The sequence below is a fragment of the Pedobacter sp. PACM 27299 genome (assembly GCF_001412655.1).
In the GTDB taxonomy this organism is placed as follows: Bacteria; Bacteroidota; Bacteroidia; order Sphingobacteriales; family Sphingobacteriaceae; genus Pedobacter.
Map to the genome: position 1 here is coordinate 5,066,369 of NZ_CP012996.1, position 16,294 is coordinate 5,082,662.

At 38.7% G+C, this 16,294-nt stretch carries 15 protein-coding genes and 1 tRNA gene; 8 read left to right on the plus strand and 8 right to left on the minus strand.

Going from position 1 to position 16,294, the window contains the following annotated elements; all coding sequences use genetic code 11:
- Positions 1 to 120 precede the first annotated feature (120 nt).
- A complete protein-coding gene (locus AQ505_RS21310; RefSeq protein ID WP_062550047.1) occupies positions 121 to 1,101 on the plus strand; it encodes a GlxA family transcriptional regulator in 981 nt (326 codons plus the stop codon).
- Between the two features lie 69 nt (positions 1,102 to 1,170).
- On the opposite strand, the gene AQ505_RS21315 is transcribed toward AQ505_RS21310, so the two are convergent.
- From AQ505_RS21315 to AQ505_RS26510, 5 genes are all read right to left on the minus strand, one after another.
- Positions 1,171 to 2,235, minus strand: coding sequence for an META domain-containing protein (locus AQ505_RS21315; protein ID WP_062550048.1), 1,065 nt, complete (start codon positions 2,233 to 2,235; stop codon positions 1,171 to 1,173).
- Between the two features lie 118 nt (positions 2,236 to 2,353).
- A complete protein-coding gene (locus AQ505_RS21320) occupies positions 2,354 to 3,517 on the minus strand; it encodes a TIGR03364 family FAD-dependent oxidoreductase (protein ID WP_062550049.1) in 1,164 nt (387 codons plus the stop codon).
- 28 nt (positions 3,518 to 3,545) lie between these two features.
- On the minus strand, positions 3,546 to 4,580 hold the full coding sequence (locus tag AQ505_RS21325; RefSeq protein WP_250636621.1) for a DUF5690 family protein: 1,035 nt from the start codon (positions 4,578 to 4,580) through the stop codon (positions 3,546 to 3,548).
- Positions 4,581 to 4,606: 26 nt separating this feature from the next.
- Complete coding sequence (locus AQ505_RS27110; protein WP_250636622.1) at positions 4,607 to 4,882, minus strand: DUF5690 family protein; 276 nt, start codon at positions 4,880 to 4,882, stop codon at positions 4,607 to 4,609.
- A 6-nt stretch (positions 4,883 to 4,888) separates the two neighbouring features.
- Positions 4,889 to 5,050, minus strand: coding sequence for a hypothetical protein (locus tag AQ505_RS26510; protein ID WP_157262503.1), 162 nt, complete (start codon positions 5,048 to 5,050; stop codon positions 4,889 to 4,891).
- A gap of 218 nt (positions 5,051 to 5,268) precedes the next feature.
- On the opposite strand from AQ505_RS26510, the gene AQ505_RS21330 reads away from it, so the two are divergent.
- Together AQ505_RS21330 and AQ505_RS21335 are read left to right on the plus strand one after the other, a co-directional pair.
- Complete coding sequence (locus AQ505_RS21330) at positions 5,269 to 5,745, plus strand: TspO/MBR family protein (RefSeq protein ID WP_062550050.1); 477 nt, start codon at positions 5,269 to 5,271, stop codon at positions 5,743 to 5,745.
- A gap of 79 nt (positions 5,746 to 5,824) precedes the next feature.
- Positions 5,825 to 6,355, plus strand: coding sequence for a hypothetical protein (locus AQ505_RS21335; RefSeq protein ID WP_062551148.1), 531 nt, complete (start codon positions 5,825 to 5,827; stop codon positions 6,353 to 6,355).
- A gap of 69 nt (positions 6,356 to 6,424) precedes the next feature.
- On the opposite strand, the gene tamL is transcribed toward AQ505_RS21335, so the two are convergent.
- Positions 6,425 to 8,851 (minus strand): translocation and assembly module lipoprotein TamL, encoded by a 2,427-nt coding sequence (gene tamL / locus AQ505_RS21340; protein ID WP_062550051.1) that lies wholly within the window; start codon positions 8,849 to 8,851, stop codon positions 6,425 to 6,427.
- Between tamL and AQ505_RS21345 the strand changes: the two genes are divergently transcribed.
- From AQ505_RS21345 to AQ505_RS21355, 3 genes are all read left to right on the plus strand, one after another.
- Positions 8,842 to 9,591 carry a TrmH family RNA methyltransferase gene (locus AQ505_RS21345; RefSeq protein ID WP_062550052.1) on the plus strand — a complete coding sequence of 250 codons (750 nt, stop codon included), beginning with the start codon at positions 8,842 to 8,844 and terminating at the stop codon, positions 9,589 to 9,591. The genes tamL and AQ505_RS21345 overlap by 10 nt on opposite strands.
- A gap of 50 nt (positions 9,592 to 9,641) precedes the next feature.
- Positions 9,642 to 9,712, plus strand: a tRNA-Cys gene (locus AQ505_RS21350).
- A gap of 37 nt (positions 9,713 to 9,749) precedes the next feature.
- The gene (locus AQ505_RS21355; protein ID WP_062550053.1) at positions 9,750 to 9,926 is read left to right on the plus strand and encodes a hypothetical protein; all 177 of its coding nucleotides are present in this window, start codon (positions 9,750 to 9,752) and stop codon (positions 9,924 to 9,926) included.
- A 359-nt stretch (positions 9,927 to 10,285) separates the two neighbouring features.
- Here AQ505_RS21355 and AQ505_RS21360 read toward each other — a convergent pair whose 3' ends face one another.
- Positions 10,286 to 11,314 carry a quinone-dependent dihydroorotate dehydrogenase gene (locus AQ505_RS21360; RefSeq protein ID WP_062550054.1) on the minus strand — a complete coding sequence of 343 codons (1,029 nt, stop codon included), beginning with the start codon at positions 11,312 to 11,314 and terminating at the stop codon, positions 10,286 to 10,288.
- A 292-nt stretch (positions 11,315 to 11,606) separates the two neighbouring features.
- Between AQ505_RS21360 and AQ505_RS21365 the strand changes: the two genes are divergently transcribed.
- The gene (locus AQ505_RS21365; protein ID WP_062550055.1) at positions 11,607 to 13,523 is read left to right on the plus strand and encodes an ABC-F family ATP-binding cassette domain-containing protein; all 1,917 of its coding nucleotides are present in this window, start codon (positions 11,607 to 11,609) and stop codon (positions 13,521 to 13,523) included.
- On the plus strand, positions 13,523 to 14,791 hold the full coding sequence (locus tag AQ505_RS21370; RefSeq protein WP_062550056.1) for a type IX secretion system plug protein: 1,269 nt from the start codon (positions 13,523 to 13,525) through the stop codon (positions 14,789 to 14,791). The genes AQ505_RS21365 and AQ505_RS21370 overlap by 1 nt, the downstream gene beginning before the upstream one ends.
- Here the strand turns inward: AQ505_RS21370 and AQ505_RS21375 are convergent.
- Positions 14,781 to 16,265 (minus strand): alpha-amylase, encoded by a 1,485-nt coding sequence (locus AQ505_RS21375; protein ID WP_062550057.1) that lies wholly within the window; start codon positions 16,263 to 16,265, stop codon positions 14,781 to 14,783. The genes AQ505_RS21370 and AQ505_RS21375 overlap by 11 nt on opposite strands.
- Between the last annotated feature and the right edge of the window lie 29 nt (positions 16,266 to 16,294).

The following is a 16,294-nucleotide window of genomic DNA, read 5'->3' on the forward strand; positions in this document are numbered from 1 at the left end:
ACTAGCCAAACATCCTGTGCAAAAACGACAATTAAAGGGGTTGTATGCGACAATAAAACCTGATATATTTGACATAGAAACGAAAGTATTAAGGACAACCCTTAGCAACGAAAACAATCGATGAAACACATTTCAATCTTAGTTCCTGAAACAGCAGTGATTGAATCCATCGCTGACCCCAGTTATTTGTTCAGAATGGTCAATGAATTTTTGGAATCTTCCGGAAAATCAGCTTTATTCAAAGTACAGCTGGTTGGTTTATCAAAAGAAGTCAGGTTGAACAACAGTTTATTTTCTGTACATCCAGATCAGGTAATATCAGAGGTAAAGCAAACAGATTTGATTTTCATCCCTGCATTGAGTGGTTCATTAAATACGGCTTTAAGTTTAAACAAAGATTTTCTGCCATGGATCGTAGCGCACTATCATAAAGGAGCAGAAGTTGCGTCTTTATGCATCGGCGCATTTTTACTGGCCTCTACGGGATTGCTGAAAGGAAAACAATGTTCTACTCATTGGCTTCATGCAAATGAGTTCAGGGAAATGTTTCCAGATGTTACCTTGGTAGATGGCAGCATTATTACTGAGGAACAAAGACTTTATTCCAGCGGTGGCGCCAATTCTTACTGGAATTTACTTCTATATCTTGTAGAAAAATATACAGACAGAAATACGGCCATCCTCGCCTCAAAGTTTTTCGCGATAGACATTGACAGGGAAAGTCAGTCTGCATTTATGATGTTCCAGGGCCAGAAAGATCACGAAGACCTAGAAATAAGAAAGGTTCAGGAATTTATAGAGAGTAATTATCAGGAAAAAATCACAGTAGACCAGCTCGCTGAGATGTCTGCTCTGGGAAGAAGAAGTTTCGAACGAAGATTTAGCAAAGCAACAAATAATACCGTAGTCACCTATATTCAAAGAGTGAAAATTGAGGCTGCAAAGAGAAGTTTTGAAAGCAGCAGAAAAAACGTCACAGAGGTGATGTATGACGTCGGTTATACAGATACTAAAGCCTTTCGAGATGTGTTTAAGAAAATCACTGGTTTAACACCTATTGAATACAGGAACAAATACAACAAACAAGCAGTTGTTTCTTAAAAAAACGGGCTAAAAAATAGCCCGTTTTTACATACTGTAATTAACCCATAAGAGGGCTAAATATGGCTGCTATTTAGTTACACCAAACATCAGCACCAAACGGTCATTCTGATACAGATTCAGTGTCTGGTCTGCCACATCAAACTTAAAGTTTTTACTTCCTAAAATGGTCAGGAATTTACGCTCTAGTTCGTTCAAATCTTTATCCATACAAGCACGACGTGTACTTGCTGCCGGACCGAAAGCAATGGTCGTACTTCCTGCGTTATAGGTACCGAAATAATTATTACAGCCAGAATTACCGCTAAAACGGCGCTCTGCTAGATTGAAAGAGATCGTAACCGGTGAATTCTCCTGTGTTACACCTTCCATTTGAATCAATTTCCAACGATTTTTACCAATATAATTCCAGATATCATTGTTATTATTCGCTTCAGTTCTAAACTCTAAAGCTTTCAGTTTTCCTTTATAAAAAATCAGTGTATTGCCACTGGTCTCCAGTCTAAACGTTTGATCGCTTAAGGCCTGTGTAAATTCAGTTTCCAGCTTGTTCACCTTTTCATCTGAGCAAGCCATCATAGTAGAAGCTACTTTTCCTATACTCAGACTTTTACTTTTCGATACATAATTAAAGCTTCCGAAAATGCTGTTACAGCCTCCAGAACCATTAAACTTATTCCCCTTCTCATCAAGGCTGATAAAAACGCGATCGCTATTTACCGCTTGACCATTAATTCTGCTGAGGGTCCATTTCTGGTTTGCAGCAGCTAATAATGGATCTTTAGTATCAACTGGCTTAACCGCGATCTTTTCCTTTTTGATCACCTTTTTCAATTTGTAGGTATAAGCAGACGCATCAGCAGGAACATTTTTCCTTTTTGTCCTAATCACTGAAAGGGTATAACGATAACCTTCCTGGTGCTTAAACCCTTGGATTTCGCTATAGAAAAGTTCCCAGTTTTTGCTGTTTTTGTATTTTACCTGTAAACAATTCATAGGTGCAACTCCTGTACAAGAGGCACGGTCTTCCTTCACCATCAACGTAATCACATCCGCGGCCATTGCGCTAACCACACTGCCAAAAACAATCAGCAATGAGAGAATTCCTTTTTTTGTAATGATACTTTTTAACATTTTGCGTGTATTTAAAATGATATTTAACCTTTGTCCATTTCCACAGACGTCTGGGTAACTACAATTCTCACACCAAAATTAAATGGTCGATTACATCCAAGCAAAATACCGAAAACAATTAGTGCCCTAAAATACTTTTCATACTGGCTTCAGTATATCCAGCACTCGCGGTCATCCCTTTACCACCAATACAGGTGCGAATGTGAATACAATCTTCGATATTATATTCCAAAATATGCTCTGTAGGGTGCTGAGGGTAATAACCGGCCCAGGTAGTTCCCATATCACGAAGATTGAAGTTCACAATGCGCTCCCCTTCTTTCAACATCAGTTCATTTATGTGTTGTTTCACATTAAAACCAAGATCATCAAAATGAGCAACATCAGCATATTCATGAGAATCACCGATGATGAAACTACCATCTACTGCCTTTTTAAAGAGTAAATGAATACCCCATTCTTTCAATTCCTTATAATGATCAGGAGTTGTCAAATATTTAAAAGAAGGACAGTAATCTTCAAAGCTTTCATACCTTCTGATGGTCAGTCCTGTTAAAATATTTCCTTCCAAAGCAACTTCTGGCATAGGCACTGTACGCATCATCTGAAGTTTACTGATTACCTGTCCGCTGGAAGCAAATAATTCCGGAAACAGTAATTTGAACTCATAACCATTACAAAGAACTGCTTTATCAGCCTGATAAGTACGATTACCAGACACCCGAACCTCGACTCCATTTCCAGTAGGAGTACAATCTATTACAGGCGAATTACACATCAGTGTATAACCTTCAAATTTCGCCTGCATAAATTCCTGAAGACGGTAAATCATCATGGCTGGTTCTACACTCACTTCTTGCTTAAAAAATATCGCTTCTTTGGCATAAGTATCCCTGATTGCCGGATATTTAGCTAAAACCTCTGCCTTTCCTAACAGCTCCTGCTGATAACCTAGGGTATCATAATGCGCTTTTAGCTCATGGATCAGGTTTTGTTCTTCGTCATCAGAAGCAATATAAACGGTTCCATTATTTCGGACAGAAATATCAAACTGCTGCTGGATTTCCTGATAGATCTCTAATCCACGGACACCATAATCAAACCAAACACCTGACATTCCAGAAGGCACTACCTGTCCGAAGTTACGTACCGTTGAACCTACCGGATAGTTATCTTTTTCCAGCTGCAAAACCTTTTTTCCTAGTTTTAATGCATGGTAAGCGTGAAAAGTCCCTAAAATCCCTCCTCCAATTACAATCAGGTCATAATGCTTTGTGTTCATTTCAAATATTTTTATGTGGTCAAAAAATTTATTTTGTACCTCCCTCTACATCTAATACCAATGCAGGGAGGGTAATATTACTTTCTTTTTTTTTATTCTTTACGCTTTTCTGGTGAAAATAAAGTAAGGAAACCATACTGCAGGTTACGCCTACTACTGCTGCTACAACAGTGCTTTGTCGGAAGAAATGGCCCCAGCTAATTTGCGCATCTCCAAATTCTTTGAAGAGTAAAATACTAACACTTCCCAGGTATCCGATCGCATCTGAAACATACATGACAAAGCCGATATTACTTTTATAATTAAAAGTAGCGATCATGCGTTCAAAAAACATGGCATTATAAGGAATATAGGCCATATAAAGTCCCATTCCTACCATACACATCCAGACCACCGGACTGATATAGTGTGCATCAAAAAGTAAGGTTGCAATTCCGGTAAGCGCACAGCCTCCAATGATCATCCAGTGGATCACTACAAAAGCTTTCAGGTTGTTCCGCACCAGGATCAACAAGCCTATCATGGATAATACGATCAAGGCAATAAAACCATCTATTTTCGCATAGATATGGTTATCAGTTACACCCAGGTCATGCCAGATCTCTACTTCAAAATTATCGCGAAGGTCTCGGATGACAGTTAACACTACATAAATGATGACGGTTAAAATCACTCCTGGCAGGAAATTAAGCAGGAATTTCTTCCGCTGACTACCATTCATTGGCAGACGTTTGGTTCTTAAGCGCTGATCTTCTTCTGTTGGCGGCGGAACCAATTCCAGTAATCCCACAAAGAGCAGCAGAGGAATAACAAATAATAATCCGGTGCAGAAAGGCATCCAATATTCATTAACCGGAAGCAAATCCATAACTGTTCTTGCTACCGTTTTGATAAAACCAGAGGCAAATATTAAACTTACCGACATTACAGCCCCCATGAATTCTGTATTCCTTCTTCCTTCCAGATAGCTAAAAACCAGGCCCCAGATCATCCCTAATGGGAAACCATTGATAAAAAGAAAAGCAATATTCCATGGTGCAGGGATGATTGCGAAACCCAGCAAGGCGATCCAGGAGATTCCAATAAGCTTTATAATACTGCGTCCCCTATTTTTCCAGTAGATTCCGAGATAAAACGAATCCCATAAAATTTACTAAAAGTATAGCCCATTACCTGGGCAATCACTAGCCATACTTTATAATCAACTTCAAAATATTCGTGTCCATCAAAAGTTCCCGCAGTAAAAGCCTTTCTAAAAGCATACATGCTGGTGTAACAGCCGAAAGCCGCTAAACCCGCCATTATAGAGATATAAAGATATGGCCAACCAGCAACCTTATTCCGACAGTGTTTTAACAGGTTCATACGGAACTATTGGTTGATAATTAATAATTCGGAAATATCACCGATCAGCTGTGTAGGATGATATCCCATTTGCAGATCACCATTAGCTTTCTCCTCCTGAGAGGCCAGGCCCAGATCATTCTTATCTTTTATAGTGGTTTCCGTCCTATCGAGTACTATTAATTTCACTGGCATCATTGAACATTTAAATGTTCTGCAATACTAAACTTTGTGCATTAATACTAAACAAAGTTTAAGTTAAGGAATTGTTAGATTTCAATTACCTTCGTCTACGGAAGTCAAATCAATTAGATTTGCGCTTATTACTTTGAAAATCTATGATTTTTAGGAGTCTGAAGCCAGGATCATGGTCCTTACTCCTATCTTTAACATTCAATTCATAAAAGATGAAATTCAATCCTGTTGCCTTTGTCGTTAATCTTGCGATTCCTTTAGCAGTTGGTGCTCTTGGAAGCATTCTTACCCTAACTTCTGTAAAAACATGGTATCCAACCTTAGCTAAGCCTTCTTTCAATCCACCGGATGCTATTTTTCCACCGGTATGGACATGTATTTTTATCCTGATGGGTGTTTCTGCCTATTTGGTATGGCAAAAAAGAGCACAGATTGTCCATTTCCCTCGTATGGTAGCGGTGTATGCCATTCAACTGGTACTTAATATCATGTGGTCTTTCCTGTTTTTTTACGCAAAATCATTAGGTGCTGCCTTATTTGAAATTATTTTCTTATTGATTGTGATTGTCATCAATGCTTCGATGTTTTATAAGATTGACAAGACTGCAGGTTTGTTGTTCATCCCTTATTTCTTATGGGTATGCTTCGCAACCGTATTGACTTACAGCATCTTCTCGCTGAACGGTTAATTTAACAGCGGATCTGTAAAAAACATATTCGCTTTTACTACATTTGAAAAAATTAATAACATCAATGATTTTTAGCGCAATGAAAAGATTATCCTTAGTGCTTTTGCTAGTTATGGCTTGTACAGCTGTCTTCGCACAACATGCAGACATCAATAATTTTATCGTAAAAGAGAGCTTATTGAAAAACAGCAAACTGGCCATTATTGCCGCGGATTCGCTGGATAATCCAATAGAGAAGATCAATGGTGTTTATACTTTTACAGTAAGCGGCTTTACACAGCCTATTACTTTCAATGACGGAATTGCAGTATTGCCGCTACAATTAGAAAGATCGGCTTTTGTTTACCTGAAACACCAAAATGATAAGGGTACGCACAGTAAATTATTGTATGTATACAAAAAAGATGGCACGCTAAACCCTTATACGATTAGCAGTTTATGGTTGGTCTTATTTCCTTTAATCCTGGTATTCCTGGCTTTTGCCTTTAGAAAATTCATTATTATAGCGGTGATCCTACTGCTGGTTTTCTTTTACTTCAACCACAGCAATGGCTTGAGTGCCTCCACTTTCTTTGAGACTATTTTTGATGGTTTAAAGAAGATGTTTTAACCTATAAATAGCAGCTGATCAGGACAACCTCAATTCATTAATATGGCCTGATCAGTATTAAAACTACATTTAGAAAGGCATTCCGATTCCAAAATTATATTGTACAAAACGATACCGGTCTGGCGTATTAAGTGCATCATAATCTGCTCTAAATTTCTTACCACCGCCAAGGAATTTAGAGATCACCCATTGATCTGATCCGGTAAACTGTGGATCTTTAAGTTTGAGTCCTACATCAAAACGGAATACAAAATACTGTACATCATAACGAAATCCCATACCAGTACCAATCGCAATCTGTTTAGCCAGATTTTTGATTCTGAAAACTGTTTCATCGCCAACATTGGTTACTTTAACTGAATCTGTTGCTCTTGCGGAGAGGTTCCAGACATTTCCCATATCTAAAAATACAGCTCCTTTTAATTTACCGCCAAAAAATTTATTGACCAGCTTAAAACGATATTCCAGATTTGCCTCCATGTGCATATCACCAAGTTGATCCAAACCATAAAGCGTCCTGCGGTCTTCTTCTTTTGGAATCGCAATTCCACGATTATAAGCGCCAGGGCCTAAAGTTCTGGCTTGCCATGCCCTTACACCCGATGATCCACCTGCAAAGAACTGTTTCTCAAATGGCATATCCACAGAATTCCCATAAGCATAGCCAACACCCAGGTTTAACCTGGCTACAAATTGTTTGTCAATCCCCAATCCTTTATACCACCTCACATCGATTTCAGGACGTACATACTGGTTAAATTGAACCCCTAACAGCTTCCCATAAATCTCTTCACGAGGATCCATCTTTACACCAGAGAGTTTTGAAAAAGCATAAAGCATATTTCCTGCTACATCTATATTCCCACGGAAATAAATAAAATCATTACCGGACAATAGTTTATCTGCATTCAAGGAATAAACGTATTTAATACCTAGCGTGATACTCTTTCTGGTCAATAGATTGATCGTATAAGCATTGTTTTTAACAAGATCCTGAATGTATTTCGACGTATCATTTTTATCAAAAAGCAGGCTACCAAATCTATATTCAAAGTTGATTGGCGTAACTGAATGAAGCTTAGATTTTGTTTCTATAAACTCATAAGTCAGGGAATTTAAAAACACTCTTCGGGTAAAGAAGTCCTTTTGCAAAGCAAATACATAACTACTTGAAAAAATTGTATGAGGCATTCCTCCCTTCCCTGTGACGTATTTAGAAAAATAAGGCATCATCAGCCGCGGAACGGTTAAACTGGCACTTACGGAAAAATCACGCTGGTAAATGTCACTAAAAATAGAACCTCCTTGTCCTACTCTGGATTGCAAACCACCCTTAATCTGAAATTCGAAACGTTCTGTCCCCCTAAACAAGTTATTATTGGTATAGGTATTACTCAGGTTAAATCCAACAGTACCTCCATTAAATGGAACTTCTCCTTCCACCCGGTTACTCATGATCTTTTGAGGAATCAATTGTATGAATGGATTTACCTTTAAAGTACTGTCTTTCGCTTTCTGATAATCGATTTTCACATTCTTAAATACATTCAGCTCATACAATCTATCGAAAGTGATATTTTCGTTCCTGATGTCGTACTGTTCTCCTTCACGCAGGAAATTATAACGTACAACTGGATTTCTTCGGAATTTCTTAGAGAGATCAGTATACCTTATACCTTTAAAAATTCGTTTGTTCAAAGTAACAGAATCAGGATAACCATCTGAATTTGGTGCGACAACTATATTGGTTTCTCCTATGTTATATTTTGAATGCTGTGCTTTGTCCAATGGATTATCGATTAGTAAAGTCACTTTCGCCTTACTGGCATTCAGATTTGAATCCACCAAAAACCTCACATAAGGCTTGGCGAAATCAAAATAACCATTCTCTTTCATCAATTGATAAATCTTATCTCTCTCAAAAGAGAGCGAATCATCATCAAAGCGCATTCCTTGTTTAATATGGGTAAACAAATCTCTTTGTGAAAGGTACAATTGCTTTACGGCGCTATCTGGAATCTGGTAGATAAATTCTGAAATTTTAAAATCCGGACCGGTATTGGCTACAAAAGTTACTTCTGCTTTTTGGTCTTTCACCTTAATATCAGACTTCACTTTGGCATTAAAATACCCCTTACTCATCAGGTATTTTTCAATTTGACTACGGGAGATATCCACAATTGCACTGTCTAGAATTGGCGGCGGGCTTCCCAAAGGCTTGATGTTACTGGTCTTATAACGACCATCCTTAGTGTTGAACATATTATAGAGCAACACATTGATTCCTAACTTGGAAGTTGGACGAATGTCTTTTTGGATGTAGTTATAAGCCTCCTCTTTAAAAGCTGGATCTATGCTGTCAATTTTTACTTTCTTAACGATGGATTGGTAGGGTTCGATGTACTTTGTTGAAGAACATCCTGCCACAAAAACAATAATAAGTAGTAATATTGCAAGAAACTGGACATTCTTTTTATAATTATAGTATGCTTTCAAAATCTCAAATAGGTTTTATAAAATCGTTACATCAAAAAAAGTACCGTAAAGAAAATGGGATATTTATTATTGAAGGTATAAAATCTATTGCAGAATTTATTCATTCTTCTTACCAGGTTCACAGCATCTATTATCTGGCTCAATATCAGTCTCTACTCCCTGAATTACCTGCAAATATAAAGTTATTTGAAGTAAACAGTACGGAACTGGACAAGATAAGTACTTTACAAACCCCACAGGGGATTCTGGCATTGGTTCATCTGCCTAAAAACCCGGTACTGAATACAAAACAGCTCAAAAACAACTTTTCATTAGTACTTGATGGTATACAAGATCCGGGAAATCTAGGCACCATCATCCGCACTGCAGATTGGTTTGGTTTTAAAAATATCATTTGTTCTCAAAATACAGTAGAAGTTTATAATCCGAAGACAGTACAAGCTACAATGGGCTCCTTAAGCAGAATGGATATCTATTATCAGGATCTTGCACCTTTACTTTCTTCCCCTCCAGTTCCTGTGTTCGGAGCGGTGTTAAATGGGAAAAGCATGTATGATGTAGACTGGGGAACCGAAGGATTGGTGATTTTGGGAAATGAAGGCCAAGGGATTTCACCTGAAATCATGAAATTAATCACCGTACCTGTAACGATTCCGAGGATTGGCGGAGCAGAATCTTTAAACGTAGCAGTTTGTGCAGCAATACTATGCGCAGATATCAGCAGAAATTTTCAAAAATAAATTGCATACTTAGATTTAATTGCTACTTTTGCATTCTAAATTTTTAGAAAGGTCGAGTGGCCGAGTGGCTAGGCAGAGGTCTGCAAAACCTCCTACAGCGGTTCGAATCCGCTCTCGACCTCAGATTTACAATAAATAAAAAAATAAAGGGTTACACCATGGCAGTTACTAGATTAAAAAGAAAAGACAGAAGAAATAAGACTTTCGCTAAATTAGATGTGAAAAACTTAAAATTAGCGACTAACATTGAATTAGGTAGCCGTTCTAAACAGTCTACTACAGATCAATTGGCTAAAAACAATGCTGTTCTAGACAAACTTACTGCAAGAGCATAAGTTTCTGTTTCAAGAAATAAGAAAGACTTTAGGAAATTCCTAAGGTCTTTTTTTTGTTTATACCGTATTATACTTCTTATTGTAATACATTTCATAGTACTCTCCCCTGCGCTTCTTAAAATCAGCAATCTATTCTAAGGCTGAAAAATTTGCCCGCAAGAGGGCAAACCTTCCCCTGCCTTCTCACAGACTCGCTGATTTTCTTTCGCTGGCCTAGGGCAATGCTTCAGCTATATTTACTTAAATCATAGGTATAAAAAAAACAGCAATGAAATCAATCATTACTGCTTCTATTTTTTTTATCTGTAAGATAGGAACTAAGTTAACCTACAATTCCCATTTAAGGCCTGAATATCCGTTTAAACGAGTTCCTTGCAAATCTTTTTCACGATACCAGGGCCCTCATAAATAAAGCCGGTATAAAGCTGCACAAGTGATGCACCAGCCTCCAATTTATCTTTAGCATCCTGAGCGGAGTGAATTCCCCCTACGCCTATAATAGGGAATGCTTTATTTGATTTCGTAGAGATGTATCTAATCACCTCTGTAGAACGTGTAGTCAAAGGCTTTCCACTCAATCCACCAGCTTCTCCAGTTAATTCAACTGGACTGTTCAAGCCGCTTTTATCAATAGTGGTATTAGTAGCGATGACACCGGCAATGCCAGTCTCTAAAACGATCTCTACAATATCATCCAATTGCTCATTGGTCAGGTCTGGAGCAATTTTCAATAAGATTGGTCTGCTGGTTTGATGCGTTAGATTTCTTTGCTGTAAAGTATTTAATAGGTTCATCAATGGCGCTTTCTCCTGCAACTCTCTTAACCCTGGAGTATTTGGAGAACTTACATTCACCACGAAATAGTCGACTACGTCAAATAAACGGTCGAAACATTTGATGTAATCGCTTACGGCATCTTCATTGGGGGTATTTTTATTTTTGCCGATGTTCCCGCCGATCACAATGCTCTTATCTTTTAGCTTTAATAACCTCAATCGCTCCGCAAGGGTATCTACCCCTTTGTTATTGAAGCCCATGCGGTTGATGATTGCTGAATCTTCCTGCAAACGAAACATACGTGGTGCGTCATTTCCTGGCTGCGGTAAAGGTGTTACCGTTCCTACTTCGATGAAACCGAAGCCCAGGTTACTCAGGGCCTCAATATATTCTCCGTTTTTATCAAAGCCTGCTGCTAATCCAACTGGATTTCTAAACTTGATACCGAATACTTCGCGTTCCAGTCCTTTGATATTGACATCAAAGCTGCTGCGTAAAATTGTTTTTCCCATTGGGAAATGATCATTGAACCATTTTAATTGTTTCACCACAAAATGGTGTACTTTTTCAGGATCAAACTGGAAGAATAAAGGCTTTATTAGACGGTACATGTAACGAATATAGAAACGTTTTGATTAATACAAAGGATTTGAGATGATGGTACCCTGAGGTACAATATCTTCCCTCCCAAAAACGCAAAAATACGCAGTAATGTTAACAATGCAGTAACAATAGCTATAAAATTCGTTGTCTTCAAAACCATCAATTTTCTACCAGTACTTCGAAAAATGCGTAAATCCCCTCAGAACACGCATTTAGCCCTCCTATCTCCTAAAAATAAATTACAAATCCGTCAAATTTAATGCAAGTGTAGAGCAAACAAAATCGTATTTTTGCAGGCAAATGATTTCAATAAACGACTTAACATTCCTGATAGGCTCCAGAGCTTTATACGACGAGGCAAACTGGCACATTAAACCAGGAGAAAGAATTGGATTAATCGGAGCCAATGGAACCGGTAAATCTACCCTTCTAAAAATAATAGTGGGCGAATATGGCCCCTCTTCAGGCAGCATTTCCATGTCGAAAGACCTGAAAATAGGCTACCTGAACCAGGATTTACTTTCTTACGATTCACACCATAGTATTTTACACGTAGCAATGGAGGCCTTTGAGCGCCAAAATCAGCTGCATGATGAAATTGAAGAACTCTTAAAAAAGATAGAAACAGATTATTCGGAAGAAGTATTGAACAAACTGAGCGATAAGCAGCAGGAGTTTGAAGCTTTAGATGGATACAGCATAGAATATAGAGCAAATGAAATCCTTGCAGGTCTTGGTTTCAGCACTGAAGATCAGCACAGACCATTAAACACCTTCTCCGGAGGATGGAGAATGAGGGTGATGCTGGCAAAGATTCTTTTGCAGACTCCAGACATTCTATTGCTGGATGAGCCTACCAACCACATGGATTTACCTTCCATCAAATGGCTGGAAACTTACTTATTGAGCTTTGAAGGTGCCATTGTGATCGTTTCTCACGATAGGTATTTCTTAGATAAAGTAGTGAACCGTATCGTAGAATCCCGCAAAGGAAAACTGACTCCTTACGCTGGTAATTACACCTTCTATCTGGAAGAAAAATCCCTGCGTGGAGAGATCCAAAAGGGAGAATTTAAAAACCAACAGGCAAAAATCAAACAGGAAGAGCGTTTGATCGAGCGTTTCCGTGCAAAAGCTTCTAAAGCGAAAATGGCACAATCAAGGATGAAAGCCTTGGATAAAATGGAACGTGTAGAGGATGTTGATGACGATAACCCAACAGTAAACTTCCAGTTTAAGTTCTCTAAACCTTCTGGACGACACGTGATTCGCGTAGAAGAAGCTTACAAAAGCTATCCAAACATCGATATCTTAAATAATGCAGATGGTTTGATTGAAAAAGGTGATAAAATCGCTTTAATCGGTGCCAACGGTAAAGGTAAATCGACACTACTACGTATCATCGCAGGTGCAGAAGGATTTGATGGTAAATGTGAAGTTGGTCATAATGTAACCACTACTTTCTTTGCACAGCATCAGCTGGAATCTTTACACCTGGACAACACGATTCTTGAAGAATTGCAGGCTTTCGCGCCTAAACATACTGATACAGAATTACGTGGAATTTTAGGCTGTTTCCTTTTCACTGGTGATGATGTTTTCAAGAAAATCCGTGTACTATCCGGGGGAGAGAAATCAAGGGTGGCATTGGCTAAATCTTTAACCACCGACTCTAACTTCCTGATTCTGGATGAGCCTACGAATCACCTGGACATTCAATCAGTGAATATCCTGATTCAAGCTTTAACACAATATGAAGGTACTTTTATTGCCGTATCTCACGATAGGTACTTCTTAGATAATGTAGCCAACAAAATTTGGTTTATCGAAGATCAGGACATTAAAGAATATCCAGGTACCTACGCAGAATACGAAGAATGGAATTCAAAAAGAATCCCTTCTCCAGCAACCAGCATTCCGGTTAGACCTGATAAAGAGGTGAAACCTAAAGCGGCTGCAGTAGAGAAATCTGCTCCAAATACACAGCAGCAACTTAAAAAGCTGAATGAGCAATTGAAAAAGATTGAAACAGAAATCGCTGAATTTGAGAAAAGTGTGAAAGCTATTGAAGCACAAATCGCTGATGAAGCTGTATATTCGAATATAGGAAAGCTAGCTGAAGCCAATAAAACTTATACTGAAGCCAAACATCAGCTAGACAATGCCCAGAATAAATGGGAAGAACTGGCTTCCGATATTATGGAATTAGAAGGATAATGATAAAACTAAGCGGATTGTTTTTCGTGCTGTTATTTAGTATGCAAATTGCTCTGGCTCAAAACCAGCAATTTGTATACGATAACAAAGTATATTTACCGGAAATCCGGACGATACAATGTTATAATACACAAAAAGAACAGTCGCTTCCTGTGATTGCTTTAAATTCTAATGAGCTTTTATACTTCTCTTTCGACAACCTAAACGGTGGCAGTAAAATCTACTCTTATACCGTTGAACATTGTACTTCCGATTGGAAACCTTCCCGGCTTTCTCCGCTAGATTACCTGGACGGTATGTCGGAAGACCGCATTACGGAGTATAAATATTCTTTTGGAACGCTGCAGCAATACACCAATTACGCCCTCACGCTACCTAATTACCAGATAAAACCAAAGATTTCGGGCAATTACTTATTAAAAGTTTATGAAGATGGCAATCCTCAGAAACCTGTAGTCTCTCAACGGTTTTATGTGGTGGATAATCAGGTCGCTGTTGGCATAAATATTACCGCTAGTCCGCAGGTAGATTTACGCAGAACACACCAGAAGGTAGATTTCACCATTTCCCACAAAACCCCTATTCAAAATCCATCCTTAGATTTAAAAGCAGTAGTGATGCAAAATGGTATTCCACAAACTGCTTCCTGGAATAAGACACCCACATTCGTCAGACCAGCATCCCTGGTATATAACGATGTAAACTACAATGATTTTCCCGGAGGAAATGAGTTTAGAAAATTTGACATGCGGAGTTTCCGTTATAAAGCGGAAAATGTGAAGGAAATCATTAGAGATACCACCAACAAAGTGATGCTCTTTACCGATCAAAACGGAAATGTAGCGAAGTTCACCAATCAATTTGATGAAAATGGCAGCTTTTTCATCAGAAACCAGGATGGCCGTGATGCCAATATCGAAAGTGATTATGCCCGTGTTTATTTCACCTTAAACTCCCCAGTTCCTAGTACGCCTGGTGATGCTTATGTAGTTGGCCGATTTAACAATTACGTCTTAAATGAAGCCAGTAAGCTCGTTTACGATGCTTCCGCTAAGCGTTTCCATACCAGTATTCTTCTGAAACAAGGACTTTATGACTATAAATACGTTTGGCTGGATAAACAAACAGGCAAAGCTGATCTGACCATTTTTGAAGGCGCTTTCTTTGAAACCGAAAATACTTATCAGGTGTATGTATATTACCGTAAGCCAGGATCCCGCTGGGAAGAACTGATTGGCTTTGTCAATGTAAACACGACTAAACGATAGTCCATACCGACACGCTTTCCGCATTACAGAAAAACTCTGCCCAGCCGTTCTCATCAACAATGATGGATTCGTTTCTATTGCCTAGGACATCAATCATTGTCTTTCCGCTATGTTCTGGACCCATTTCCATTTCTTTGAATCCTTCTGCACCATTGCTCATGATGACTGCAATACCTGAATTTTGCTTTTCAGGAACACCGGCCCTGGTCCAGCCAATACAATTTGGAAAATCCAGATAATCACGCTGTAAACCATAAGAAACGTCTTTTCTGACCTTCAGCATTTCTGGCAACTCCGCTAAAGGAACCAGATTTACCTCTACCAAATCTTCTTCTTTGTCCTCGTCCTTATATTTTGCACCGTATAAATCGGCATAGAAAACACAAGGAATCCCCCCTTCCCGTAATAAAATCAGGGCATAGGCCAAAGGGCGAAACCAAAAATCTATATAGGATTCCAAAGCTTGCAGCGGTTGAGAATCATGGTTATCTACGAAAGTAACGGCATACAAAGGCTGCGACTCTACTAAAGTCCCTGCAAATATTTTAGACAGATCATATTGTTCTTTTTCTTCTCCAGCCAGGAAAAGCTGATGATGAAGCAAAGAATCAAATAACTGCATACGCCCTTTTGTGATTTCCAGATATTGCTCCAGTTCCGCTACATTATCGATATTCCAATTTTCTGCGACAATAAAAAAGGAAGTCTCAAAAGTTTCATTCATGTGGTCCAGCCATTCTATCAGGAAATCTGTAGCGATATGTTTTACTGCATCTAAACGAAAGCCTTTCATACCACAGCTGTTTACGTACCATTCGCCCCATCGTTTCAGCTCTTCCCGTACCTCGGGATTTCGGAACTCGATATCATTGTACATCAGGTAATCGTAATTGCCTAGTTCTTTAGAAGGGACATCTTCCCAACCTTCACCATAAATGTTCTGGATGGAATAAATTCCCGTTTCTTTTAAATCTTCTGCCCAATCTATACCGCTAAAGCAATCTTTATCCCATATAAACTGGGAATACTGGCCATTTCTACCTTTAAAAGTAAACTTTGTCCAGGCTTCAATCTCAAAAGGTTCAGAGGTAAATTCTTCTCTATCTTCTGGATTTACAGTCCTGACCATCATTTTTTCCAGCTCATCCCCGCCTGCTTTATGGTTAAAAACGACATCTGCGATTACATTTACTCCATTTTTTTGGAGTAATTGAATCGCATTTTGATAATCCTCCTTTGTACCATATTTCGTAGCTACCGTATTCTTTTGATCGAATTCGCCAAGATCGTAAAGGTCGTAAGGATCATATCCCACTGAGGACGCGCCTGAATTGGCTTTATAAGCCGGTGGAAACCAGACGCCAGTAATCCCCATTTGCGCGAGTTTTTCGGCTTCTTTTCCTGCTTTAATCCATAACTTATCGGCTTCATTATAATACCAGTGGAAGTACTGCAAAAGGGTTTGATTGTCCATATTTTAAGATAACATCAACGGTGTACATT

Bases quoted from the DNA above. Each gene is read 5' to 3' on its own strand.
- AQ505_RS21345 (WP_062550052.1), top strand. From the start codon at position 8,842: ATGCTTTCAAAATCTCAAATAGGTTTTATAAAATCGTTACATCAAAAA.
- AQ505_RS21375 (WP_062550057.1), bottom strand. From the start codon at position 16,265: ATGGACAATCAAACCCTTTTGCAGTACTTCCACTGGTATTATAATGAA.
- AQ505_RS21360 (WP_062550054.1), bottom strand. From the start codon at position 11,314: ATGTACCGTCTAATAAAGCCTTTATTCTTCCAGTTTGATCCTGAAAAA.
- AQ505_RS21315 (WP_062550048.1), bottom strand. From the start codon at position 2,235: ATGTTAAAAAGTATCATTACAAAAAAAGGAATTCTCTCATTGCTGATT.
- AQ505_RS21370 (WP_062550056.1), top strand. From the start codon at position 13,523: ATGATAAAACTAAGCGGATTGTTTTTCGTGCTGTTATTTAGTATGCAA.
- AQ505_RS21330 (WP_062550050.1), top strand. From the start codon at position 5,269: ATGAAATTCAATCCTGTTGCCTTTGTCGTTAATCTTGCGATTCCTTTA.
- AQ505_RS27110 (WP_250636622.1), bottom strand. From the start codon at position 4,882: ATGAACCTGTTAAAACACTGTCGGAATAAGGTTGCTGGTTGGCCATAT.
- AQ505_RS21320 (WP_062550049.1), bottom strand. From the start codon at position 3,517: ATGAACACAAAGCATTATGACCTGATTGTAATTGGAGGAGGGATTTTA.
- AQ505_RS21310 (WP_062550047.1), top strand. From the start codon at position 121: ATGAAACACATTTCAATCTTAGTTCCTGAAACAGCAGTGATTGAATCC.
- AQ505_RS21365 (WP_062550055.1), top strand. From the start codon at position 11,607: ATGATTTCAATAAACGACTTAACATTCCTGATAGGCTCCAGAGCTTTA.
- AQ505_RS21335 (WP_062551148.1), top strand. From the start codon at position 5,825: ATGAAAAGATTATCCTTAGTGCTTTTGCTAGTTATGGCTTGTACAGCT.
- AQ505_RS21355 (WP_062550053.1), top strand. From the start codon at position 9,750: ATGGCAGTTACTAGATTAAAAAGAAAAGACAGAAGAAATAAGACTTTC.